The following is a 25,630-nucleotide window of genomic DNA, read 5'->3' on the forward strand; positions in this document are numbered from 1 at the left end:
GGGTTGCCCATTCTTACCGGGAATCACGTCCGGAGGACGGAATCGTCGCGCAGCCCCAAAACCTCTCGCAATTGCTCCCATTGCTCCTGAGCCGAGCAAGCGGCGTCGACAAAAACCACGGACTTTCCACGCAATTGGCAAACGGAACATCCAGCCCCACCGAGCCATTCCTCTCTAACTTCGTAGCCCATCCTTTTTGCCGATTCAACCAATTCTCTTACGGCGTCGACCGCGTTCATCCTTGAACTCCTACTCCATTTTGCCCAGACCATCCGACGCAAGGATTTGCGGCGTGCGGACAAATCTTGCTGATTGTAGCATTCGCAAGTTGAGAGCAGAAGGTGAAATCGTCGATACGAAAGTTAGGTGCTGAAAGCTCTCTCCGACGCGATTATTTTGCGGCAATTAACCAGAGAGAATGTTCCGAATTGTTCCCGTCGCGAAGTACCGGGAATATCGGCACTCTGGGAAAGATCAGCAAGCTCTCACTGATTGCGAATTGTTTCGCCCGGTGTCCGTCTTGGAGTGCCGCGGCGCCCCGTGCCGACATTTGTGATCATCATCGAGGAATCCTCCGTGGCAGACACAACTCCCGAAACGACCGACGTCAGTTTGGAAGAACAAATCCGCATCTTGCAAGAGCGGTTGCAACGCGCGGAACGATTGACTGCGCTGGGTGAATTGGTCGGAACCACCACGCACGAATTCAACAACGTCCTGACCACCATCCTGAATTGGGCACGCCACGGATTGCGGCACAAGGACGACGCGACCCGCGAGAAGGCCCTGGAAACCATTATCAGCGCGGCCAACCGCGGCAGCAGGATTACTCAAACGATTTTGGGATTGGCTCGTAACCGATCCGGAGAACTCGAGCCCACCGATCTTCGACGGTTGCTCACGGACACGCTGCTGCTGCTGGAGCGGGAAATGAACAAGTATCATGTGCGGGTGGAGGTGCAAATGGATGCCGTTCCTCCCGTCATGGCCGACGGCAACCAGATTCAGCAGGTGTTGCTCAACCTCCTAGTCAACGCCCGTCAGGCGATGCCGCGGGGAGGTCGCCTGACAATCCGCTTGAAGCACGATCCGGAATCCCAAACCGTGGACTTGCAGGTTCGCGATTACGGAACGGGGATTCCGCCCGAAGTGCTGCCCCGCATCTTCGACCCGTATTTCACGACCAAGAGAGGCCCCGACGCCAGCGGCAAGGGCGGCAGCGGCCTGGGATTGTCGGCCTGTCGCGACATCATCGAGGCCCATCACGGACGTATTCGCGTGGAGAGCGCGCTGGGAAAAGGCACCTGCTTTACCATCCGGTTGCCCGTCGCCAAGCAAGCGGCGACCTACGCTCCCCGTGACGCCGGGACGGAATCATCTCCCGACTCGCCCGACGAAAAACCGAAATTGCGACCGAGCGGACGCGCTGCACCCGCCCCCCCATTCAGTCGCTCGATCAGCCCCACGCAATCGCCACGTTCGTCATGCGGTGAAACCTGACGCTCCCCGGACGATCCCGATATCCCACACCCACACGACGGCAACTTCGGCGCTGTGATATCCTTTACGAGGCAATATTGCCCCCCCAAAGTTCGCTATGTTCCCACTTGGGGTGGGATCTCGCTGGATTCGGAAGTCGTTACGGCAACGCCGAAGCGTCCGCCGATTTCTTCCACGATCCGCTGTTCCAAAGCGGTGTCGCGTCCCAACGGAATCCACCCGGCATGAGTTTCCGCTTCACCGATCGGACTCTCCACCCGATTCAAAGAACTATCGTTGCGGAAGGTGGCCGAAGATGCCGTCGCCCCCGATGGCATGGCCAAGTCCTCCAACTCCTTGAATACTTGCACCGAGATCCAGTACCCGCCGTCGCGCGGGGAGACGCGTATCTCCGCTCGCCGGCGAACAGTCTGCAACGTGGCCTCCAAACGCGAATATCGATCCGCCGAATCCCGGTGCCACGGTTCCAGCAACGTAGCTCCAATCTTTGGCCGAGTCTCAAGCCTTCCTTCCGTCACGACTCCGCCGAAATCGCGAACCGGCGATTCCGAGGCGATTTCGAAATAATTGTCCACCACATCGACCAAGTTTTCCCACAATATGAGGGGATCGCGAGCCTGCACAAAGACCGGATTCGGATAGTACGGGGTGAGGATCGGCGGCGGCGCATCGATCATCCACGGGCGAGTGCAGCCCGCGCAAACGGCACATAGCAACAAGATTTCGCGCAGACCCCGATCCAACACGCTCGTCGTCCAAGTTCGGCTGTTTGCTCAAGTCTTCGACCAACCGATTGACCGGCCGAATTCCCAAGCCGTTATCATGCTCGGCGCGAAGTTTCCCCAAACTGCCCATTCGAAGCAAGGGCAATTCGCGCGAGCAGTGGTGCAGCAAGAGGAGACTCCGGCGCCGCGGAGGTTCGCGGTCCGAAATCGCGAGACCGCTTCGAATAAAGCTAAATCCTTTAGAAAGTGCTTAACGAGCGTAAACCGGTCGGCGAACGGAGGTCTTTTGTTTGCCCGCCGTATCGTTCGCCGAGAGCGCCCGTTGGGCCTTGCTGAGATCGTTCACTTTGATTACCGCGACGCCGCCCCCTTTGGCGCCGGTTTCCGTGCCGAAAGAATGATAAGCGTAGTCGATGTTCAGCCTCTGTTCGGCCAATCGCTCACAAATCTTGCGAAAGCCGCCGGGCTGCTTGGGCACGTCCACCAGCAGGACATCGGCCAACTCGTGCGGTAGATTTAACTTCGCCAGCACGGCAGCGGCCTTATCGGCATCTTTAGGCACAAAACGTACCGTGCCGCGATCCCCTGAATCCATGACCACTAACGCTCGGTAGCCCACCTTGGCCTTCGCCATGGCATCCAAGAGTTGGGCCAGTCGCCCAGGCTTATTGATCAACCGTACGGAAACTTGCTTGGCCGTCTCCATCGGCTTCTCCTTTGCAAACGTGAGAAGTATGGAACAACTGGGCACCATCACCGACCTGTTTCAGATAGCAAGCCACGCCTCGTCGTTTCTTCCACCTCCTTTCCACAGCTTTGCCTGAGCATTCAGCGGACCGTTTTGTTCTCGGTTCCGCTCTTTGATCTGAAGCCGATCCCCGGGGTGGCGTCCGTTGCCAAAATCCGGCGCAGTGGGGCCGGCAACGGAGGTCCGGATAACACCGTCAACTGTCTCGCTCCCACAACAAGCATACGAAGCTTGCACGGAAGGTCAACCGGATATCGCCTTTTCGAGTCGTGCTTGTGGCGCCTCCAGCAGAAGATCGACCGCGACGAAGCAATACCTACGAGTTGCCGACGCGCCCCGCCCGACTGTTCCTATCGGAATTCGGTGCGTCGGTGAAGGGAACTCCGCACCCCGTTGCGTCGTCTAAGGTTGCGACGGCAGGCAATTCGGGCACAACTTCATTCCAGCTTATTTGCCGTGCTCCCGACCCGTCCGGTCTTCCGTGCGGAATCCGGTTCCGTATCCGCAACGTGGAGAGTACCTGAGCCTCTGAAAGAGCCGGAGAAGCGACTCACGGCGACGCACTCTTAATGGCATGGGTTTCGTGATTCTGCCGCAAAATCCGCAATTCCGCCCGTTCCACGGCAAATTGGTACGGCTGTCTGTTGGACATGGTAGTCAAGACTCCGACACGGCGATTCAGCCCCTTCCACTTCTTCCGCAAAGGTCGTTTCAAGGAGGTAGCGTCATGAACCGAAGTCCAAGGTGTCAAGCCTTCCGATGGCTGGTGCCGTTGACGGTCGCCGCGGCGGTTGTGACTGCGTCCACGGCGAGCGGACAAGGATTTTTGATCATCTCGGATGATGGGGCGAGACTGCCGCGTCCCATCATCATTTGGCCGCCCTATCCCCCTCCGCCGCCGCGTCCGCCGGTTCCGCCGCCACCTCCTCCGCCGGCGGTCAGTTACAGCGTGGACTCCATCTCGGTGCAAGGAAGAATCGACCGTCAAGTGGCCCAGGTCGAGGTAGCTCAAACATTCCTGAATACCGGGAGTCGTATCCTGGAAGCCTCCTTCGTGTTTCCCCTGCCGTATGACGGCGCGGTGGATCGCATGACGTTCATGGTGGACGGAAAGGAAATCCCCTCCCGGCTATTAAAAGCGGACGAGGCCCGGCGGGAATACGAGCAAATCGTTCGGCGGAATCGCGATCCGGCTTTGCTGGAGTGGGTCGGGACCGGCATGTTCAAAACGAGCGTCTTTCCAATTCCCCCGGGCCAAAAGAGGACCGTCTCGATCCACTACACGCAACTGTGCCGCAAACAGGAATCCATGGTGGACTTCATTTTCCCCTTGAGCGCGGCGAAATACACCTCCAAGCCGCTGCGCGAACTGTCCGTGCGACTCAGCTTGCGTGCCGAACGCGCCATCAAGAACATCTATTGCCCGAACCACGACGCCCAGGTCAAGCGACTCGACGAAAAGTCGGTCACCGTGGAATACTCGGCCCGCGACACGGTGCCCTTGACCGATTTTCGTCTCATGTACGACGTCTCGAGCGATCCCTTGGCCGCCACCCTGCTGAGCTACAAATCGCCGGACGAAGAGGATGGATTCTTTCTGCTGTTGGTGTCGCCGGCCATTCCCAAAGCAGACGACCCCATCCCCAAGACGGTCGTTTTCGTGGCCGACCGTTCCGGCAGCATGAGCGGCAAAAAGATCGAGCAACTTCGCGAGGCGATGAAATTCGTGATTCAAAACCTTCGCGAGGGGGACTTATTCAACATCGTGGCCTACGACAGCGAAGTCGAGTTGTTTCGTCCCGAGCTTCAACGTTACAACGATCAGACTCGGCGCGAGGCATTGGCCTTCGCGGAGGGTTTGGTCGCGGGCGGAAGCACCAACATCGACGCGGCGTTGCGGACCGCGCTTTCGCAACTACAGGACGCGGAACGCCCCAACTATATCCTGTTCCTGACCGACGGTCTGCCCACAACCGGCGTGACCAATGAGATGCAGATCGTGGAGAACATGAGCAAGGCCAACCAGGTCAAGGCCCGGGTCTACACATTCGGGGTCGGCTACGACGTGAATAGCCGTCTGCTGGATCGAGTCGCCCGGGTCGGCCGCGGTTACACCGCGTATGTTCGACCGGATGAATCCATCGAAGATCATGTAGCGCGGTTGTACCGGCGGATCGAGGCCCCGGTTCTAACGGACGTGGAATTGGAGTGGGAATTCGACGGCGACTCCGGTCCCCCGCCCGTCTATCGCCTCAATCCCAACCCGCCTTTCGACATTTCGGCCGGCGAGCAGTTAGTGCTGACCGGTCGCTACCGGCGATCCGGCGCCGCCAAGGTCGTGCTCCGCGGGCGGATCGGCCGGGAAGAGCGACGATTCACCTTTCCCGTCGAGTTCACGTCCCGATCCGGCGACGAATCGACCGCCTTCGTGGAACGCGTTTGGGCAATTCGTCGAGTGGGCGACCTACTCGACGAGATCGACCTGCACGGGCGCAACGACGAGTTGATCGAGGAACTCACGAAACTGGCCCTGAAACACGGTATCGTCACGCCCTACACCTCGTTCTTCGCGGACGAAAACGTCCCTCTCCAAGACTCGGCAGCCAACACGCGCCGTGCGGCGGAGAGACTCCGCCAACTGGAGGCGGCGGAGGGTGCCGCCGGCTTTGCGCAGCGCAGGGCCAAGGCCGCCCTTCAGCAAATGGGCCGAGCCGATGCTGCGGCGGGAGCCTATGCGTTTGCCATACCGGACCTCGCCGCCGCCCCCGCAGGCCCCGGCGGAGCCATGGGAGGATTCGGCGGCGGTCTTGCCGGATCGCCGGCAAGGCCGTCGGCTCAGGCAGCCGTTCCTTCGCCTGCCGCCCGAGAGATGGCTCAGGCCGCTACCGGCGAAACCATGCGGCAGATCGGCAACCGCACGTTCTACCGACGCCAAGGCCAGTGGATCGACTCCACGCTCACGGAACGGCAGCAGCAGACGCCGCGACGCATCAAGCAATTCAGCGACGAATACTTCGAGTTGGCTCGCAAGTATGGTCGTCAGATCAGCCAATACCTCGTTTTCGATGAGCCGGTATTACTGAATGTCGACCAAGAGGCGGTCCTAATCGAACCGTAGGGCAGCCGAATCCGCGTGGAGCGGGACTCCCCGGAACCGAACGAAGAAGAAGGACGCGGCGGTGCGAAAACATCACCGCCCGCCCTTCATTAGTTCCACATGCGAACGCGTCTTGACCCTTGGGGATAGGCTCGGCTGCGGCGACATCATGAATGGGACGCGACCGCCGGCAGCACCGCGATGCGTCAATCGTAGTACCCGCCGTCCATGCCCAAGCATGTCTTCAGCTCCTCGAATCGCCGAGCATATTGGTCGGTCGAAGAGTGCACGTGCTCGGCCTCGGTGATGAAGCGAATCTGCTCATTGCATGGAATGCCGCGGGCTTTGAGTATCCGCTCGAACGGTCGCAAATCCGAACCATAGGCAATCAGCAGCTTGTGCTCGTCAAACTGCACCTCCACCGGCACGTCCGGATTGAGAACGGCGATTCCGGCGCAACCGTCGTTCAACAGCAGGTCCTCAAATTCCCAAAGAGTGCTCTTCAGTACCGGCAAATCGATGTGTTCGCGATACAGGTCGTTATGGCCGGGGCGATCCCGATGGTGGCTCGTTTCCAGCACGACGTCCACTTCGGTGCCCATGGGATCGAGCATCTCTAGAAAAACGTCAAACAATTGCTCCTTGGAAACGGAGGCCATCAGGACCGGTATCGAGGTCCGGCTATCTTCATCCCGGTACACGTCGTGCCGGAACCCTTGGCACGGCACGACCTGGAGATCGTAGGAAGGGCGAACGGCGTCGGTCAGCACGAAGCTGCCGTACCGGGCAATCCGCAAGTGGGCTTCTAGTTCCTCTTCGCTGAGGTTCTCGAAGCTGCCGGCGGTGGTCGCCGCTTCCCCTTCCCTCATGACATTTCGGATGAATTTCTTCAGGAAGCCCATCGGTGCTCTCAAGTCCTGCTGCCTGCGATGTGTAAGCTTGCCGGTAATCGGTTTCGCGCCGCCGCTCGGCCCTTCCTCCACTAACCGGGGGACTGCGACTTCTATGTTCTCCCGCCGACGTTCCGAAGGACTGCTTGCCTATCCTTGGGTCAACCGTGCGTCGGTCTCACTTCTAAACAAAGGTACGTCACGGTTTTGAAAGGCGCCGATTATTTTCGCATCGTCGGACATGCCGCCCGAAATCCTGGAACGACCGTCACAACCGGCGTCTCCGGCCGCCGTACCGTTCGACGGGCACGGGAAAACCCGCTTGGATGCGTGGTCAGGCAACACCGCGACCGCCGTGATTCACACACGTTCCTTAGTGTTACTCTAGCACCGGATTCGATGCGGTGAGCAAAGGAACGACAAAAAACTCGCTCGGAATACCATCCTCGGAGATGCGATTTTCTTTTTCCGGCGACTCTGCCACGCACGCAAAGTATTCCCGCCGCCGAACCATCCCCGAATCCGAAGCTTCCGTCCGCCCGCCGTAACGTTGAAGCCCGTATCGTGAATTGCTACAACAAAATCAGATCGCCACCGCGTAAGCCGCGACCCCGATTTTGCGGAATCGAGCCATGTTCTCCGCGACCGATTCACTCGCTTCGCTCCCTTCACGATCCCCATATCGACCAACCGTAACGATTCATGCGTTGCCGGACGTTTCCGGCAAGCGTACTCCTTCACCGGTCGCCCAAAGCGGTTTGGCCGCCTGGAAGTCGCTCGCCTGCGTTCTCACGCTGAGCGTCTTGTGCCTTTTTGCCGGCTTGACTGGCGTCGCGGCCTCCGCTGATGCGTCCGCTCCTCGATCCGTCCCTGAACCCACGATGCGTCCTCGGGTTGAAGTAGCCGAAAGAAGCGGCGTCGCGCCGGCGAATTCCAATCAGAAACCGCCAAACATCGTGTTTATCCTTGCGGACGATCTGGGTTACGGAGATTTGGGCTGCTACGGCCAAGAGAAGATTCACACGCCGAACATCGATCACTTGGCTGCCGAAGGGATGCGTTTTACCCAGTTCTATTGCGGGGCGCCGGTCTGCGCGCCCTCACGTTGCGTCCTGTTGACCGGTAAGCACTTGGGTCATGCCGCCATCCGCGACAACTCCGAAGTTCAGCCCGAGGGCCAGTTGCCACTACCGGGGGACGAAATCACGTTGGGCGAATTGCTTCAGATGGCAGGTTACCGAACGGCAGCTATCGGCAAATGGGGACTGGGCGCGCCCGGCAGCAGCGGCGATCCCAACCGTCAAGGATTCGACCTCTTTTTCGGCTATAACTGCCAGCGTCACGCCCACAATTACTATCCCACCTATCTCTACCGCAACGCCGAAAGGATCACGCTCGACAACCCACCCTTTGCCGCTCACCAAAAGTTTCCCGCGGATGCCGATCCTCAGGATCCTCACGTCATTGCCCAATACGCCGGGAAAGACTATGCCCCAGACTTCATGCTGGACGAGGCGATCCGCTTCATTCGCGACAACCGCGATGGCCCGTTTTTCCTCTATTTCGCGTCGCCTATCCCCCACCTCGCACTCCAGGTGCCGGAAAGCTCCTTGGCGGAATACCTCGGCCGTTTTCCCGAGACGCCTTACCTGGGAGCTAAGGGGTACTTGCCGCACCGTACGCCTCGGGCGTGCTTGGCGGCCATGATCAGCCACTTAGACCGCCAGGTCGGCCGAATCATGGAAACCTTAGAGGACTTAGGACTGGCCGACGACACGCTCGTCATGTTCTCCTCGGACAACGGTCCACCGGAAGACGTCGGAGGCGCGGACACGCAGTTCTTTGCCAGTAACCGCCCGTGGCGAGGTTTCAAGGGGAGCGTCTTTGAAGGCGGCGTGCGCGTACCCTTCATCGCCCGTTGGCCGGGTCGCGTCCCAGCGGGCAGCGTCAGCGACCAAGTCGGGATCTTCTACGACGTTTTGCCGACTCTGATGGAGCTGACGCACCAACCCCGGCCGTCGGATTGCGACGGCATCAGCTTTCTTCCCACCCTGCTCGGCCAAGAGTCGCCGCAACAACACGAGTTCATCTTGTACGAATTCTACGGCTATGGCGGCCAGCAAGCCGTGCGCATGGGCCGCTGGAAAGGCATCCGCCTGAATTGCTACCAAAAGCCGGATGGGCCGCTCATGCTGTTCGACCTGGAAACCGATCCGAAGGAAACGACCGACATTGCCTCGGCGCACCCCGACATCGTGGCGAGCATCGAGGATATTTTGCGCCGGGAACATCGCGACCATCCGTACTGGGACTTCCAAGAGAAGAGACGTCCACCCCGCCCGGCGGTCGCACGTTAGGGAACAGGCAGACTGTTGAAAGTGAAATCGCCGTCGCACTCATTGTCGCCGCCTCGGTCACACTCGATCATCGGAAAATCGCCGCCCCGAGCCGCGCCGAATATTTTTCGGACAACGGCCATGGCGGGTCTGCTCGCGATGGCATTGGCCGCCATGAGTTGTCGCCCGGGGAACCCTCTCGCTGTCGGTACGCCGGACCGCTCCAACGCCGCGAACCCCGCCTCCGAGACTCCGCCGCAGGCCGAGTTGTGGTACATGCAATCGGTCTTCGGCCGACACGTCGGCTACGAGCACCAAAGCATCGAGCCGATCTCCACGCCTGAGGGAACCCTGTGGCGAATCCAGGGCGAAAACCGCCTCACCATCAATCGTTCCGGTACCACGATCGACATCGTGATGAAATACCGCAGTACGGAAACGCCGTCTGGAGAACTGCAAGATTTTGAACTCGACATGATTCAAGGCCCGCTTCAGACTCGCCAACGGGGGCGACGAGAAAACGATCAATTGCTTTTGGAAATCGAAACGGCAGGTCGTCCCGTGAACACGACGGTGCCGATCCCGCCGCATTGCGGCGGCATGCTGGGCATCCAAGCCGACTTGTGGCGTCGCCCCATGCAACCCGGCGAGGAACGAACATTGAGCCTGTTCTTACCCGGTCTCAACGAAGTCGGCGAAGCGCGGCTTGCGGCGGAGGATTGGGAATCGGTGACCACGCCGGACGGTCCGATCCGCCTCCTGCGAATCCGCGTTACGAACAAGATCGGAAGCGCTCCGCCCCTCAACTCCGTCCTTTGGTGCGACGCATCCGGCCTGGTGCGGCGGCAGCGCCTCGAGGCTCTTAATCTGGTGTCGGAACTGACTGACAAGGACAGGGCGATGGCCGATCCGACCGCCATGTTGGACCTGGTGGATGACATTCGCATCCCCGTCAAGCCCGCGCCCGAAAACCTTGCGTCCGCCCGTACGGCGGTCTATCGCGTCATCTTTCCCGGCAGCGGAATCGAGATTCCGTCCTTCACCGATTCGCGACAGTCCGCCCGCTTACTGGACGATCACACCGTGGAAATCGAAGTCCAGGCTCGACGCGTGCGCGAGGCGGCAACACGAAACTGCGGCGAAACGGCGACCGACGAGGATCGAAACCCGAATGCGTACATCCAGTCCGACGCCCCTGAAATTCGCGACATGGCTGAGGCGGCGATCGCGGAGGCCCGGGCCGACTCTCCCCGACTGGAGATCGCGGCCATGGAGGCCTACGTCCATCGCGCGATGGTCAACCGCAACTATCGCAACGCGTTCGGCACGGCGCTGGATGCCGCCCGTAAACTCGAAGGCGACTGCACGGAACACGCCGTTCTTTTGGCGGCGCTGGCACGGGCGCGCGGCTTTCCGGCGCGCGTTGCGATGGGGCTTTTGTACCACGAAGGTGCGTTCTACTATCACATGTGGACCGAAGTGTGGTTGGAGGGCTGTTGGATTCCGCTGGACGCCACTCTCGGATCGGGCGGCGTCGGTGTCGGACACATCACGCTGACGCGTAGCAGTCTAGGCTCTTCGGCTGCATTCACCGATTTCCTCCCTCTCATGCAGGTCATCGGTCGCATCAAGATCGAAGTCGTCCGCGTGGAATAGCCGCGAGATGCCCGGCGCTTTCCGTTGTTCCGCACCGCGTTGACCGTCGCCGACCCGCGGTGAGACGGATCAGCAACCCGGCCTGCCGAGAGGCGTTAACATCACGTTCGGTGACGGCGTTTTCGTTCGTTGACGGCATTCCATCGCCAAGTTACGATTCGATTAGAGAAAACGGCGGACTCCAAGACCGCGCGGGATATCCCGATCGCCGTTAGGCGGAGGCGGAATGACGCGGCATTTCGGGGCGAATCGAGAGACATCACAAGACTATTTCTGCACGGAGTCGAATCATGCGACTGCAAGGTCGGTGCATTGGCCGGATCGTGGAGTTGAGGCTACCGGGACCGGTAGTCGCGGGTATCGCGGCGATTGCGGTATCCATCAGCTTGACGCCGTGGAGCGGTGCCGCGGGGCAGCAACCGCCCGCCCCGCCCGCGCCGCCCGCTGCGGCACCCCCGGCGCCCGCTCAGGCGCCGACGCGCCAACGTCTGCCTGCACCGATCGAGGTCGGCGGAAGCGACCTTTTAACCAAGGACGGCGTGCAGATTCGCGCAACGTTTTACCCCTCGACCTTGGGCAAAGAGGCCGTACCGGTCATTCTGCTGCACGGTTGGAAAGGCAGTCGACGCGATTTCGCCCGGTTGGCCCCCGTCCTGCAAGCGGCGGGACACGCCGTACTGGTCCCGGACCTGCGCGGTCACGGCGACAGCACGCAGCGAGCGGCCGGCGGCAGCACGGTGACCATTACGGTCGATCGCATGCCCCCCGCGGAGGTCGCCCGCATGGTGCAGTTCGACCTCGAAACCTGCAAGGCCTTCCTGAAACAAAAACACAACGCCGGCGAATTGAATATCGAAAAGCTGAGCCTCATCGGGTTGGACGTCGGGGCTACGGTGGCGCTGGATTGGGCGCGTTTGGACTGGAGTTGGCCGATCTATCCTGGCCTGAAGCAGGGTCAGGACGTCAAGGCCCTGGTTTTGATCTCGCCGCGGTGGTCCGTCCCCGGTTTGTCCGTCCAGGCGGCCCTGAATCATCCGGGCGTGCGTCAGCAGATTTCCGTCTATATCATCGTGGGGCAAGAGTCCTCGCGGGACTCGGGCGACGCGCAACGCATATACAACTTGCTCGCGCGCTTTCACCGGGTGCCCGACCCCGGCCAGACCGTGGAAGGTCAGGATTTGTTTTTCGTGAAGTTTGCGACCTCTCTGCAAGGGCGCGAATTGATGGCCCGCTTTGAACAGCCTATTTTCGATTCGATCCTGAGCTTCTTGGACGATCGTGCCGCCCAATTGCCCGTCCCGTGGCAGGAACGGACCGGTCGCAAATGATCGACCGCGAACGAACGCTCAGGGCATTTTCCTTGAATCAGCCGGATCCACGAACCTGCTCGTATCGACCGATTCCAGCGGCGGCAGATCATCCTTTAGGCCGGGCACGGCTTGAGGGAACACAGTTCTTCCGTGCTCAGCGCCAGCGGCGCGGGCAGGATCCACGATCAACGGAGCCCCCAACGGTAGCAGGTCGGGAGACGAGATTCGATCGCGGTTCAGCTCAAAGAGAACCGGCCACAGAGATGCGTCGCCCAGATAGCGGGCCGCGAGGTCCGGCAGCGTGTCGCCGTCCTGCACGCGATGCACAACCGGCGGAGTCGTGGAAGGCATTTCGACCGGAACGTCCCTAACCCCCGAACGTTCGTCTTGGGTCCGGGTACGGTCGGCCCAACCGGAGCCCCCAATCTCCGCCGCCTCCCCTGCCCCGCTCGTTCGCTTTGCCGCGTCTTTTCCGATTGTCGTCACGTCGGACAAACCGCTCGCGGCGGAACGACTCGTTCGCCCGGGAAAGATGGAAATGAGTCGCGGAGCCGCCTTCTCGTCCCCCAAATGCCTACCGATCGACTGAATCTCGCGTCGTAATTCATCGGTCGCTGGGAGAATCCCGCGCGTCGTCAAGATCGCATCCTCAGACGCGGATGCCGCCGGTATGGACAGCAGAGAGGCCGAAGCGGGCGATGCGGCGACAAGCTCACTTGCCGCCAAGGGATTCGGTTCTTCCCGAAGGCCGCGAGGGTGCATCAAGACGGCCCATACCGTCACCCAAGACATGACGGCGAAAATCAGAAACACCCATAGGCCGCGATCCACGGGGAGATCCTCGAACGGTTGTCGTTGACGACAAGCGTCTATCGGCAAACCATCCGTGAAACTCCGAAACGCCGAGTCGCTCCTTCCGGCGTCGTAGCGTCGAAACAAGCAGAAGGCCGACTCATGTCGCCGGCCTTCATTCCTTGAATCGGATCTCCCATCATCCGGAATGCAGACCGACTCATCACGCCGGCGCATTCGCGCCGACCGCTAGCGTTTCGCCAACCCCGACGCGATTCCCCAAAATCGACGCTTACTCATGGATGGGACAGGTGCGATCGGCAAAACCATCCCATTCGTCACAAGTCCGCGACACCGACGACCGCGATTCTTTGGGATCGATTTTCACGAAACGTATTGCGGCGCCTTCACCTTCTTGACCTGAGACTCCGGTACCGCCGTCATCCACATCAGGATGGGTGACGCGATGAAAATTGAGCTGTAGGTCCCAATCGTGACGCCCACCAAAAGCGTGAAGGCGAAACCATGGATACCGGCACCCCCGCCGATATACAGAACCACGATAACGAACAGGGTCGTCAATGCCGTGATCAACGTCCGACTGAGCGTCTGATTGATGCTCGTGTTGATCATTCCAACGGTCAGGTTGGGATTCTTTCCTTTGACCTCTCGGATGCGGTCGAATACCACGATCGTATCGTTGACCGAATAGCCTACGATGGTCAGAAGGGCCGCCAGGACGGACAAACCGATCTTGAATTCCTGGATGAGCAGAAATTGCAGAAATCCCGTCAAATACGCGCTGAGTGCGATTAGCCCCACCGTGACCAAGACGTCGTGCAATAGGGCCACGGCGGCGGCTAAACCGAAACTGAATCGCGTGAACCGGACCCAAAGGTAAACGATGATCCCGATGACGCTCAACAGCAGGGCGTAACCGGCCCGTACTCGGGTGCTACCCGCCACCTTTCCACCAATCGTGTTGGAGGACGGGAAGTACGGGATGGCTTCGAATTCCGCCCGCACTTGCTCAACCACTTTCATGCCCGTTTCGGGCGGCAACGCGATTCGGACTTCCCATTCGTTGTAGCCCGCCGTATCGCCGCGACGATACTCACGATTATAGATTTCGTAATCCGCCTTGTTGTCCGGTTCGGGAAGCTTCGCCAATTGCCGGGCGACCAGGTCGTTCACGGTGTCGTAGTCGATCTTGTGATCGAAGAGGAGTTTCACCCGGGTCGGCCAGGAACGCACAGCCGGCGCCGCCGAGCGATTAGTCCGTGCCGATCCCTCTGCGGCGGCGGCCTTGGTATCGCCCGCGCTACCTTCTGCGCTTGCGGGCGCCGGCGAGACGGGAACCGATGATTCGACCTTGCCGTCCGCGTTTCCCGCCGTAGACTCCGACGCAGAACCGGCGACTGCGCCCTCGGACCCCGCGGTCGCAGACGAGTCGCTTGCCGCCCCCGCGTTCTCCGCCTGTCCAAAAATCCACGGGGAAAGAGCCGGCCACCCCGTCCCAGCCAAGCCGCCCACGCGGTTACGGGAGGACATGGCGCCGGTCTCCGTCACCGGTTGCAACTCCAGCGAGTAGTGCACCAACTCATCGCCGAAGATGTCGGCAATCTTCTTTTTGACTTGATTGAGATAGTCCTGAGCTTCCACGCCGGGTTCCGCCGCCGTATTGATGACAAACCGTCGATGCGGTTCTTCGCCTTCCAATCGCACATCGCTGACGGCCAAATCTCGCAACTCTCGCAAACGGTGCCGCACCTCGCCGATATCCTTCGGCTCTTTGAACAACAGTTCCACGGCCACGCCGCCCGTGAAGTCGATATCCAGCACCCCCTGCCCTCGCATAAACAGGGCCCCCATCCCCACGGCGATGAGTATCAGAGATCCGGTGATCGCATAACGTGCCGCACCCATGAAGTCGTAATTGGTCGACGAAATGACCTGCATCATGGTCAACTTCTTGATCCAGCGCTTTCTTTCGAATATCTCGAAAGCTATTCGAGCCAAGAACACGGCAGTGTACAAGTTCAAAACCAGACCCAGGAAAAGGGTCACGGCAAAGCCCCGCACTTGGTCGGTGCCGACCGCGTATAGAACGGCGGCGGTGAGCATCGTCGTGAGGTTGGAGTCCACAATGGCGCTCATGGCGCGTTCGAATCCGTTGCGAATCGCCATCCGCAGTGTGGCCTGACGACTCAACTCCTCACGAATGCGTTCATAGATCAGGACGTTGGCGTCCACGGCCATACCGACGGTCAACGTCAAGCCGGCCAAGCCCGGCAGCGTAAACGCCGCCTTCACCATGATCATGACGGCCACCAACATTACGAGGTTGAGCACCACCGCCACGCAGGCGATCACGCCCGCGAAACGGTAGTAGGCGATCATGAAGGCGAACACCAAAATACCCGCGATGACCATGGATGTCACGCTTTGCCGGATGGTATCGCGCCCCAATTGGGGCCCCGTGATCAACCGACTGATGGGTTGCGGGCTGAGCATGGCCGGAAGGCTTCCCGCTTCCAGCACCTGCAATAGAGACCGCACCTCCTCCTGCGTGAAGTTGCCCGTAATCTGTCCCTGGGCCGAGATCGTCGAGCGGATTGTGGGAGCGGAATAGAGATAGCCGTCCAATACGATGCCCAATCGACGCTCGAAGCCCGTATTGGGATCCGGGCGATTCTCGCTGGTCAACGTGGCGAATCGTTGCTGCGCACTGCCGACTCGCAGGACGAAGGAGACGCAGGGACGACCGCCCTCGTCTACGCTCTCGCGGACCCTCAGCAGGTCCGCGCCCGTGACATCCTGAGGGTCCTTGACCACCAAGACCTGCAACCAAGGCTCGCCGCGGTATTGACCCTGGCGGACCGCTACCTCGCCGAAAGACCCAATGCTTTGCTCTTGGCCCTTGGCGACGGGTACCCACCATGCCAAGAGATTCCCTTGATCGTCATACAATTCCAGTTCATCAGGACCCAGAGTCTGAGCACGCTCGATGATGCGGCGATGATCCCGCGCATTGGCCAAGATGCGAAATTCCAGCGTACCCACGCTGCTGATCACGCGTTCCAGACGGTTGACCTCGTCCTCGTCGACCTCGGGCACGATGATCTCGATCTGCCGCGGGCCGAATCGCCGGATAGTGACCTCCTTCACGCCCGACGGATTCACACGCTTGTTCAAAGCGGCGATTAGTTGATCCATATTGACTTCGGACGTCTCGCCGCCCGCGGGCGTCCGCCCGGCCCCGGCCTGCCGTACCGTGCCTTCCACCTCATACACCAAAGTCACACCGCCGCTGAGGTCGATGCCAAGTTTGGGCGGCCAACGGGTCAGCAGCACGAAAACGGCCACGGCCACCGTGAGGAAGAAAATCGCGAGTTTCCCCCCGTAGTCGGGCAACCGCATTTGTTTCGCCACGAAGTACCCCAAAACGATGGGGACCACCAAGACCAACGCCAGAGTCCCGAAAAAGACGATTGCGTTCAGCACTCGTGCCACGAACCCCGGTTGCGATGGCTGCTCCCCTCCCGCGGCCTCCGTCGCCGATTGAGGCGTGGCACCGGAGGAAGGCGGACTCGTTTCGCCGCCGGTCGACGGAGGCACCGCCGCACCTTGATCCGCCGGTGTCTCCGTACCGGATTGAACGTTTTCGGACGAAGCGGGTGATCCCTCCGCGCTTGGCGGGGTCGATTCCGCGGGCTGCGCGGCGCTTTCCTTGGTCGCCTCTTGCTGGGTTAGCTGTGAGGGCACATCCAACCCCGGCATAGCGGGTTCCGCCGAAGCATCGGAAGACGGTGCGCTCGGTTGCGTCGCCGCCGGCGGGGACTCCTCGCCGAAGACGATCCCCCGACGATCCGCCAGAGTATCCGGCACCAAAACCGCCAGCGTCGCGAAAACCCAAAGCGTGATACACGAACTCAAACGTGCTTGCCGCATTTGTGGATTCTCTTCCAGGCTCAATCCTCGGTCTCACTCTTCCGAAGTCCGAAGTCTTTACCCGTCGGAGTTCGCAGAGTGACTCAATCAGGACGATTCTCGGTTCTCTCTAGAGTTCTCGCACGATCGTCGCTTCAAAGAAGAACGCCGATATCGGCGGGACCACACTCCGTTGTATCGAACTCCGATCAACTCTTGGACGGCGTCTCCGTCGCCTGCTCGGCATTGAACACACGAGCAATCGCCGAGAGCGCCACGCGAATCTTGACGTTGTTGGATTCATCCACGCGAAGGGTCACCGACGCCTCCTGCCCGTCTCGGTTGACGTTGGTCACTACGCCATAGATGCCGCCGATGGTGAGGACGCGGTCATCTTTCTTGATGCCGGCCAGCATGGCCTCCCGTCGCTGCCTTTCCCGACGCTGAGGGCGTATGAGGATGAAATAGAAGATCACGATCAGCGGCAACCAGAGGCTCAACAGCGTCAACCACGCTCCGGCACCGTCACCCCCCGGCGCGTTCGCCGCTTCGGCAAAAACCATGAAGGCATTCGGATCAAACATCATTGGCTCTCTTGAGAAGCCTGCGGGCGAGAAAAAACGACGCGACAACCCCGTACTCGCCGGGCGAGGAAATGGTCCGAAATACAGTCACGTCCGCTGGTCAAGACTTCCACCAAAGTCCTCAAGCGGACGTCACGAGGTTCCCGGAGACCCCACCGAAAGAGTACGCCTAGCATATCCGCAAGGGCGACCCCTGCTCCGGAGGCCGCCCTTCGGAAAACTTCAGCCCAGTATCATAAATCTTCCGTTACCAACCAACAAGGGGAGAAATACCCCGCAGGGTGGAACCGGAACCAGGTCCGCCCCGGCCCTCTCGGGTCATGGCCCCTCGTCCTACGGCGTCAGACCTTGTCGGCAGTGGGGCACTCGAACCCTTCCCGGTACTCGCGATGGAGCAGCGCGTTTGCCTCCGAAGACTCCAGGAATACTTCCTTTTCGGGATCGAACTTCAATTGAGGACCGACGGATATGGGATACTTTTCCAAGTCGACGCCGTTATCGGTCAAGTGGCGGAGAGTGCGTTCCAGAGTGGCCACATTGTCGTCCAGACTCTTCACATCCGCCAAAATCTTCTTTGCCTCCGCGGCAGAGACCTTGTTGCCCTCGCCGAGGTAGTAGGAGATATTCCCCAAATGACTGATCGCGGCGGAAAGGTGTCCCTCTAGGGCCTGAGCGTTCAATTTGCCGGAGTCTTCGGCCAACACGGCGTCGATGAAGTTCCGATAATGATTGCCGCCCCCGCCGAACTGCTTGATGGGCTTCATATTCTTGTCGAAGGCCACGCAGCGCGTGTAGGTCTGCTGGGCCAAGTAACCCTCGGTACCGTAGAATATGACGCCGATGCGGCCTTCGCCCGTAGTCTGGAATAACGTGTTGATTTCTTCATCCGCACAATTCTCGACGGAGAGACCTCGGGTCTCGAAGACGATGCATTTGTCGCCGTAATCGTAGATCGAGACCTCCGTGTTGGCGGTGTCGCCCGCGTCCACGTAGGAATCGTCCTTGCGTTCGGCCTGATAACCCAAACGCCCCCCGTAGCTGATGACGGAAACGGGATGAGATGTGATGCCCAACCCCCACCGGGCGATATCGGTTTGATGAGGCCCCTGGTTGCCCAGGTCGCCGTTTCCGTACAGGCGCTGCCAGTGCCAATCGTAGTGGAATTGGGGCCGCGTGCACTTCGGATTCGTGTACGGCGCCGGACCGCTCCAAAGGTTGAAATCGACCTCGTCGGGAATCGGGTAATCCCCTTTGGGACCGATCGACTTGCGACGCTTGTAGCACAGTCCCCGCGCGAATTTGACCTCGCCGATGCCGCCCTGCCGCAAAAACTCCACGGCCTCGATGATAGCCGGATTGGAGCGACACTGCGTGCCGACTTGGCACACACGGTTGTATTTCTTGGCCGCCGCCACGAGGGCCGATCCCTCCGGGATATCGTGACAAATCGGCTTTTCGATATACGCGTGTTTTCCCGCCTGCATGGCCCAAACGCCGCACAACGCGTGCCAGTGATTGGGCGTTGCCGTGCTGATGGCATCCACCGCCGGATCGGCGAAAGCTTCCCGCATATCCTGAACGAGCTTGGGACGATAACCCTTTTGTTTGACCAGGCTTTCCAGGCGAGCTTCGCCCACCTTGCGGTCGGCGTCCACCAAATAGAGGATTTGAACTCGCGGATCGTCGGCGAAAGCGCTGATGTGCTCACCTCCCCGACCGCGGATGCCGATGATGGCCATGCCCACCTTCTCGTTGGGGTTTTGCGTTCTCGCAATCCGAGGCACTGCCACCGTGGCGGCTAAGGCTCCCATCGACATGCCTACAAAACGACGGCGACTGACGCGTTGCATTTCGTACCTCCGCAAATCGGACGGCTTGGCTGGAACAGTCGGGACAACATTCTTCGACGGGAAAGCCGACGACTTCGCCCATCGTGCCGAGTTCCCCCCGATTATACTCGCGGCGGCACCTGCACGAAACAACCGCCGGTCACCGAACGCGCAGGACCGGCAAGGCATCGTCTTCGCGTTGGGACGCACGACCGATGGAAGGCAAGAGGCCGCCAGCCCCGTTGCCGTCATCCACCGCTTAGGATCTCATATCGGCAAGAATCGACCCTGGAAGTCCGCCAGTTCGGTTTGGCCGAGCAGACAAACGAAGCGTTCCAAGAGGACTCGGGGGTCCGTTGCCGCTCCCCCTTTCATGGCCAGATCGAGTTCGCACAACCAATCCGGCAGTTGTTCCGCCCTCTTGCGACCGAGTCGCCGTAATCGCGCTTCTTCATTTTTCAGGGCGAAAGGCGGGACGCCGGCCTCCTTTAGCGCCTGCTGGAGTGAAGGGCGCGGTCGTCCGGGTTGTGCGCGCGCCACTTGATGTGCAGCAGTCGCGTAACGCCGGAGCGTCGACGACATCATCCCCAAGACGCCAAGAGGCGTCTCGCCTGCCTGGAAAAGCAGGCTCAGTTCCTGCAAGGCATCCGCGGTGCGGCCATCCAAGGCTGCGTTCAGGATGTCCCAGACCGCCTTGGTTCGCCAAGTCCCGGTAATGCGGCTCACCATTTGCGGGGTAACGGACTTGGCGGTTCCTGTCTGGGAGAGCTTCTGAAGCTCTTGATCGAGGGCGCCGGGGTTCGCCCCCACCAGTTCCACCAGCATGTCAGCGGCGGCTTTTTGAAGCCGTAATCCGTGGACGGCGGTCGCCCAATCCGTAAGCCACGCGGCAATTTCGGCCGGCTTTCTTTTGGAGACGCCGCAGTCCACGAGGATGCCCGACTTGGCCGCCGCATTATAAAACCGCGTGTTGGCGGGAAACTGATCCACCAGCAACACAAGCACGCCCGACGCCGGCGGCGATTCCGCCAGTCGCTCCAACTGCGAACGGAATTGACTGACGAACTTGTCCGCCTCCGTGACAACGACCATCCGAGGACCGTCGGCGAACATGCTCAAAGTACTCAGCTCCATCTCCACTTCGGCAAAGCCGGTCTGGCCTCCTTCAAAAGCACGGTAGCTGAGATCGGCGTCTTCCTCGCCGAGTGTTGCGCTGCGGATCTTTTCTAAGCAAAGTCGCTTCAAGTACTCGTCGTCGCCAAAAAAGACGTACAGCGGCGCCCGCGGCACTCGCTCCTGAAGAACGAAATCAAATGCGACGAGGGCTTTGCTCATGGATACCGGCGTCAAGGCCTTCCGGTTGTTGCTCTGGACGGTGTTTTGCCGAGTTTTTCGCGTCGGCGGCCTAACAAGCGGTGATCACTTGCCGCCCTTCATTTCCTCCCGGGTGCGACGGACGATTTCGACGTACTGCCGGGCCAGGGTGGTGATCCGGGCAAAGTCGCGGTCCTGGATCGCCTTGGCATCGACCAAAGCCCCGCCCACACCCAAGGCGCACGCTCCGGCCTTGAGAAAATCCGCGGCGGTCAGCAGGTTGACCCCGCCGGTCGGCATGACGCGGACCTGGGGAAGCGGGCCGCGCAAAGCCTTCAGATAGGCTGGGCCTGTGATCTCGGAAGGGAATATCTTGACAATATCCGCCCCGGCCTGCCAAGCGTTCAAGACCTCCGTCGGCGTCAACGCGCCCGGCATCACGGCTTTGTCATAGCGACGGCACAACTCAATCACGCCGAGATGGACCGTTGGGGAGACCACGAACTCCGCTCCCGACAATATCGCGACTCTCGCGGTCTCGGGATCCAGGACCGTTCCCGCCCCCACAACCACCCGACCGCCGAGGCGGCTTGTCAGATCTTCGAGCACGCGATGGGCGGCGGGTACCGTAAACGTAACCTCCAAGCAGAGAACGCCCCCCTCCGCCAGCGCAGCAGCCACATCCGCCAAGACCTCTCCGCTGGAGGCTCGGATCACCGCGACAACGCCGCCATCCAGAATACGACTGAGCGTCTGCTCTTTGGGCATGAATCACTCCCCTCGAATCATTGGCCGGCGGGCCATCATCCGGCATCCGCCGGTCGGTGCGACGCGTCGGTAAGACGCCGAATGAAGATTCACTTTAGTGGCCGGTAGCGAGAAACGTCAAGCCGCGAGCCAAAGACTACCTGCCGGCAAAGCCGTGCAATGGCCCGGCGACGTGCACGGCAGGCGACGCACCTGCCGTGTCCAAGCTCAATAATGGAACGGCAACATCAGACCGCCGACCATGCCTGGCCCACCCCTCCGATAGAAGGGATTTGTCGCGACGGCAAATCATGAGCTATAAGACTTCAGAGGGGTCGCGCGTCGACTACGTCCTCATCGAGGGCGTGGGGGAGAAATATAATCTTGCGCCCGGGACTCGAAACGAAGCATGTGCCGGTTCCGTAATCGCCCCTCGGCTACGATTTTCGACGGTTTGCGCAGACCGCGTTTATGATGCCACCGCGGAATTGGGACGGAAACGATGCCCACCGTTGAAGCGGCCGGCGATGCCGGTTTCTACGAACTCATTCATCGCATCGTGCGGCAATCCCACGGCGGATTGCTGGAAAACCGCCGTATACGCCGCCGCATTTCGTTCGAAATGACCCAACGCATTGCCCCGGTCGTGGACGAAGCGACCTGCCGAATCGGGGACTTCATCTCCGTCCCGTGCTACGACCTGAACGGTGGGGGAATTGCCTTTTTTTTGCCCGATTCCCCCCAATTCCAAAGTTTGATCGTGGAGCTTTGCTGCCCTCGAAAAAAAATCTATCTGCTCGCTGAGGTTGTGCACGCGGTGGCGGTTTACGTCTATCCCAACGGAGATATCATGCCCGAAGAAATGGACATCGGCGACGAAGGCGGATTGCAGCAACTACCGCAGCAAGCTGAGCGACGGATTCTGGTCGGATGCCGATTTCTCGGTCGATGGAGCGAGCATGAACGCGCCGCGGACGCCGGCGCGGAGACGCAAGGGACTACTCTTCCCTCCGATTGATAACGTCGAGCAGGCGGTTCTTGATTCGGGCCAATATCGCCGGGTCGGAAAGCGGCGTCCCGTCGCGATCCGTAACATAAAACACGTCCACCACCTGGTCGAGATACGTCCCGACTTTGGCCCGCCAGACCGAACATCCTTCCTCGAACAAGGTCCGGGCGATGCGGTAGAGCAACCCCGCGCGATCGTTAGCGAAGACCTCGATAATCGTGAATTCGGGCAGCGAAACGTTGTCGATTTCCACCCGAACGGCGGCCCGCGGCAAGTCACCCAGCGCCTGATGGGACGGTTTCCATCGCTCTCGGAAGACAGGCTCGAATCGGCTCGAAGCGGCCAGCGATCGCAAGAGGCCTTCGCGAACCTGTTGCAATCGATCGGGCGGAGGTTCCCCGCGATAGAACGGATCCCGCACCCAAAAGCGATCGAGAATCAGGCCGCCGGGGAGCGTATGGATTTGGGCCGACAGAATGGACAGACCGTGGCTGGTAAATGCCCCGGTCAATCGATGGAACACGCCCTCGGCGATCCTTTCCCGCGTCGCCACGGTCCATACCATGCTTTCCGCGGCGGGCACGAATTCCGCGGCGATTTCGACGGACTGATCGCCTAACCCCGCCATCAGCTTGAGATCCTCGGCTATCCGTTCCGGATCGGCCGAAAGTAGATACCCCTCCGGCAACGCCGCTACCAGGCGTTGCAACCGTGAATCGAGTTCCCGCACCGCCGGTTGAGCCAAGATTTCTCGGCGACGCTCTTCCAGAATTCGGCCTCCCATGGCCACGATATCGCCCGAGTCGGAGATGCAACGCATCGCGCGCTGGTACAACTCGGCCAAGAGATCGGCCTTCCATCCCGTCCAATTGTCCGGGCCCACCGCCATTAAGTCCACCGCCGTCAGCACGTACAACATCCGCAACAACTCGGGCGAACCGACTTCCACGGCGAAATCGACCACCAGTTTATCGTCGCTCAAATCCCGCCGAAGCGCCAAATGATTCATCCGCAGATGATTTTTGACGAGATACACCAATTGCTCGGCACGCTTCTCCGACAAACGGAATCGTCGCGCGGTCTCTTCCGCGATCCTCGCCCCCACAATGCAGTGATCTTCGTCGTAGCCCTTGCCGAGATCGTGCAAGAGGATGGCCGCGTGCAAAATCGCTTTGTCGGCGACGGCGGAATACGTGCGGCCGAGTAGGCCCGAATCACGCGACATATTGACGGCGTGCTCCAGGGCGATGAGGCTGTGCTGATCCACGGTGAACTTGTGGTACTGATTGAACTGCAACAGTCCTCGGGCGTGGCCGAAAGCCGTAATAAACCGCTCAAGCAACCGCAGCGCGTGAAGATGCCGCAGCAGGCTGGGAAGCCGAGTCGTCCCGTCCAACAACCGGAGAAAGCGTTCCCGCTCGCGTTCCGACGGTTCCTCCGGCAGGGCGTCCCGATGCAAAGCCAGCCAGTGCCAGACATCCGGCGAAATTTCCGCGTCGTGCTTAAGCGCGGCTTCCATCAAGGACAGCAGCGGAAGATAGCTCCGCGGCACTTGATTCCTCGCCGATCGCGTCAAAACGATCTCGCTGCCGGCGAGACGCGCGATCGGCCCCACCTTTCGCGCAACGACTCTTCCCCACGCGCGGCGAAAACGCCGTCGCGGATCAACATGTGCGAAGACCCGGGCGCGAACCGCATCCACCTGTTCCGTAAGGCGAAAATACTCGCGCATAAACTTCTCAACGCCCAACAATCCGCCGCCGTCCGAAAACCCCCATGCCTCGGCCAACGACCACTGGGCGGCGCGAGAGAGTATGTCCTCCGCCTTTCCCGCCTTAACGTGCAACCTTTGTCGGACTCGTAGGAGAAAGTCCTCCGCCTCGCGAATGGCGGCAGCCTCTTGCTCCGTCACCGCATCGAATTGAGACAGTTTCTCCAGTGCCGTCTCTTGAAACCGCAAGGCGGCCATCCATTCGATAAACTGGACGTCCCGCAGCGCACCGGGAGAGCGTTTTACGTTCGGTTGGAGGAGATACACGGTGTCGCCGAACTCGGCCCTCTCGCGATTCCGAGCCTGACTCACGTCGAGAATGAGTCGGGCGGAGTGTCGTCGCAGGAAGCGCCGGAACCGCGCTCGCCAATCTTGCAGCAAGCTTTCATCGCCCCAAAGCAGGCGAACTTGCAACAAGCTGGTGCAAAAAAGCGGATCCTGGATCGCCGTTTCCCATGTCCGCTCGACCTCGCGCACACTGAAGCCCACATCCAATCCGACGTCGTACAAATCACGGAAAAATGGTTCGCAAGACTTGGCCGCCGGCGTCGGATCTCGATCGGCGACGATCAGCAACAAGTCCACGTCGGAACAAGGGCACAAGCGTCGTTTCGCGTATCCGCCCACGGCAAGCAGACAGGCCCGAGTCGAGATTGCGTGCTCCATCTCGCCCGCGCAGCGATTCCACAGCGCAAGAACGACCTCATCCCGCATCGCCGTGACCGCCTCGGCAACCTCGAGACCGGGACGGCCATCTTGTACCATCCTTGCAATGTCAGCCGATTGCTCGGCGAGCCGCTCCCTCAATGCTTCGATATAAGACGCGATGCGCGTGATCATTCCAAAGGTCGACCGTCCGGTTTCATCATTGGCGGCGATCCCGTTTACTTCAACGCTTGATCGTCGGTTTCGCGGGTGCGAATTCGGACCGCTCCGATGATGTCGCTGATGAAGACTTTGCCGTCGCCGACCTGGCCGGTGTAGGCGGATTCTACGATCGCCTCCACCACGCCGTTCACGTCTTCGTCCGGAACGACGACCTCGATCTTGATCTTGGGGACCAGGTCCACGCTGTACTCCGTCCCTCGATAGACCTCGGTATGGCCTCGCTGACGGCCAAACCCCCGGACCTCGACCACGGTCAACCCTTGGACGCCGCGTTTGGTCAGCGCGGCTTTGACATCCTCCAACTTGAAGTGCCGAATGACGGCTTCAATCTTTTTCATACCGTTGCTCCTTGTGAGCGGAAATGCGAAGCCAATGGATCACGCCTACGCCTTGCCCGCGGCAATTCCGTGCGGCGCTCGGCCCCCTCCTCGAATCGCATCGAAAACGGCCGAGTCCGCCGGGTTTCCTCTCGATCGCGGTCGGTCCAAGCAATTCTAACCGGAA

At 60.3% G+C, this 25,630-nt stretch carries 18 protein-coding genes; 6 read left to right on the plus strand and 12 right to left on the minus strand.

The genetic code is table 11. The annotated features are described in order from the left end of the window. Positions 1-23 precede the first annotated feature (23 nt). Positions 24-239, minus strand: a complete 216-nt coding sequence (locus tag ACYQ6J_RS02150) for a hypothetical protein (protein ID WP_460182548.1) — start codon at positions 237-239, stop codon at positions 24-26. A 337-nt stretch (positions 240-576) separates the two neighbouring features. Here ACYQ6J_RS02150 and ACYQ6J_RS02155 point away from each other — a divergent pair, with 337 nt between their 5' ends. After that, positions 577-1,500, plus strand: coding sequence for a sensor histidine kinase (locus tag ACYQ6J_RS02155; RefSeq protein WP_460182549.1), 924 nt, complete (start codon positions 577-579; stop codon positions 1,498-1,500). Positions 1,501-1,595: 95 nt separating this feature from the next. Here the strand turns inward: ACYQ6J_RS02155 and ACYQ6J_RS02160 are convergent, their stop codons facing one another. Together ACYQ6J_RS02160 and ACYQ6J_RS02165 are read right to left on the minus strand one after the other, a co-directional pair. Then, positions 1,596-2,246 (minus strand): hypothetical protein, encoded by a 651-nt coding sequence (locus ACYQ6J_RS02160; protein ID WP_460182550.1) that lies wholly within the window; start codon positions 2,244-2,246, stop codon positions 1,596-1,598. Between the two features lie 229 nt (positions 2,247-2,475). Then, the gene (locus tag ACYQ6J_RS02165) at positions 2,476-2,931 is read right to left on the minus strand and encodes a hypothetical protein (protein WP_460182551.1); all 456 of its coding nucleotides are present in this window, start codon (positions 2,929-2,931) and stop codon (positions 2,476-2,478) included. 769 nt (positions 2,932-3,700) lie between these two features. On the opposite strand from ACYQ6J_RS02165, the gene ACYQ6J_RS02170 reads away from it, so the two are divergent. Next, complete coding sequence (locus ACYQ6J_RS02170; RefSeq protein WP_460182552.1) at positions 3,701-6,091, plus strand: VIT domain-containing protein; 2,391 nt, start codon at positions 3,701-3,703, stop codon at positions 6,089-6,091. A gap of 185 nt (positions 6,092-6,276) precedes the next feature. Here the strand turns inward: ACYQ6J_RS02170 and ACYQ6J_RS02175 are convergent, their stop codons facing one another. Further along, complete coding sequence (locus ACYQ6J_RS02175) at positions 6,277-6,939, minus strand: hypothetical protein (RefSeq protein ID WP_460182553.1); 663 nt, start codon at positions 6,937-6,939, stop codon at positions 6,277-6,279. Positions 6,940-7,916: 977 nt separating this feature from the next. On the opposite strand from ACYQ6J_RS02175, the gene ACYQ6J_RS02180 reads away from it, so the two are divergent. The 3 genes from ACYQ6J_RS02180 (at position 7,917) to ACYQ6J_RS02190 (ending at position 12,280) form a co-directional block, all read left to right on the plus strand. After that, positions 7,917-9,317 carry an arylsulfatase gene (locus ACYQ6J_RS02180; protein WP_460182554.1) on the plus strand — a complete coding sequence of 467 codons (1,401 nt, stop codon included), beginning with the start codon at positions 7,917-7,919 and terminating at the stop codon, positions 9,315-9,317. A 120-nt stretch (positions 9,318-9,437) separates the two neighbouring features. Further along, positions 9,438-10,952 (plus strand): transglutaminase-like domain-containing protein, encoded by a 1,515-nt coding sequence (locus tag ACYQ6J_RS02185; protein WP_460182555.1) that lies wholly within the window; start codon positions 9,438-9,440, stop codon positions 10,950-10,952. Positions 10,953-11,242: 290 nt separating this feature from the next. After that, the gene (locus tag ACYQ6J_RS02190; protein WP_460182556.1) at positions 11,243-12,280 is read left to right on the plus strand and encodes an alpha/beta fold hydrolase; all 1,038 of its coding nucleotides are present in this window, start codon (positions 11,243-11,245) and stop codon (positions 12,278-12,280) included. A gap of 18 nt (positions 12,281-12,298) precedes the next feature. On the opposite strand, the gene ACYQ6J_RS02195 is transcribed toward ACYQ6J_RS02190, so the two are convergent. The 6 genes from ACYQ6J_RS02195 to ACYQ6J_RS02220 all read right to left on the minus strand — a co-directional run bounded on the left by ACYQ6J_RS02195 (position 12,299) and on the right by ACYQ6J_RS02220 (position 21,479). Next, on the minus strand, positions 12,299-13,093 hold the full coding sequence (locus ACYQ6J_RS02195) for a LysM peptidoglycan-binding domain-containing protein (RefSeq protein WP_460182557.1): 795 nt from the start codon (positions 13,091-13,093) through the stop codon (positions 12,299-12,301). A gap of 345 nt (positions 13,094-13,438) precedes the next feature. Beyond that, on the minus strand, positions 13,439-17,005 hold the full coding sequence (gene secD, locus ACYQ6J_RS02200) for a protein translocase subunit SecD (protein WP_460182558.1): 3,567 nt from the start codon (positions 17,003-17,005) through the stop codon (positions 13,439-13,441). Positions 17,006-17,193: 188 nt separating this feature from the next. After that, positions 17,194-17,571, minus strand: a complete 378-nt coding sequence (yajC, locus tag ACYQ6J_RS02205) for a preprotein translocase subunit YajC (RefSeq protein WP_460182559.1) — start codon at positions 17,569-17,571, stop codon at positions 17,194-17,196. 338 nt (positions 17,572-17,909) lie between these two features. Further along, on the minus strand, positions 17,910-19,418 hold the full coding sequence (locus tag ACYQ6J_RS02210; RefSeq protein ID WP_460182560.1) for a Gfo/Idh/MocA family protein: 1,509 nt from the start codon (positions 19,416-19,418) through the stop codon (positions 17,910-17,912). Positions 19,419-19,664: 246 nt separating this feature from the next. Beyond that, a complete protein-coding gene (gene holA / locus ACYQ6J_RS02215; protein WP_460182561.1) occupies positions 19,665-20,732 on the minus strand; it encodes a DNA polymerase III subunit delta in 1,068 nt (355 codons plus the stop codon). Positions 20,733-20,816: 84 nt separating this feature from the next. Beyond that, on the minus strand, positions 20,817-21,479 hold the full coding sequence (locus ACYQ6J_RS02220; RefSeq protein ID WP_460182562.1) for a bifunctional 4-hydroxy-2-oxoglutarate aldolase/2-dehydro-3-deoxy-phosphogluconate aldolase: 663 nt from the start codon (positions 21,477-21,479) through the stop codon (positions 20,817-20,819). 481 nt (positions 21,480-21,960) lie between these two features. On the opposite strand from ACYQ6J_RS02220, the gene ACYQ6J_RS02225 reads away from it, so the two are divergent. Then, positions 21,961-22,476, plus strand: a complete 516-nt coding sequence (locus tag ACYQ6J_RS02225) for a hypothetical protein (RefSeq protein WP_460182563.1) — start codon at positions 21,961-21,963, stop codon at positions 22,474-22,476. Here the strand turns inward: ACYQ6J_RS02225 and glnD are convergent. Then, entirely contained in the window at positions 22,457-25,003 is a 2,547-nt protein-coding gene (glnD, locus tag ACYQ6J_RS02230; protein ID WP_460182564.1) for a [protein-PII] uridylyltransferase, read from the minus strand. The genes ACYQ6J_RS02225 and glnD overlap by 20 nt on opposite strands. A gap of 119 nt (positions 25,004-25,122) precedes the next feature. After that, positions 25,123-25,464, minus strand: a complete 342-nt coding sequence (locus ACYQ6J_RS02235; RefSeq protein WP_460182565.1) for a P-II family nitrogen regulator — start codon at positions 25,462-25,464, stop codon at positions 25,123-25,125. Positions 25,465-25,630: the final 166 nt, after the last annotated feature.

The sequence above is a fragment of the Thermopirellula anaerolimosa genome, assembly GCF_054657335.1.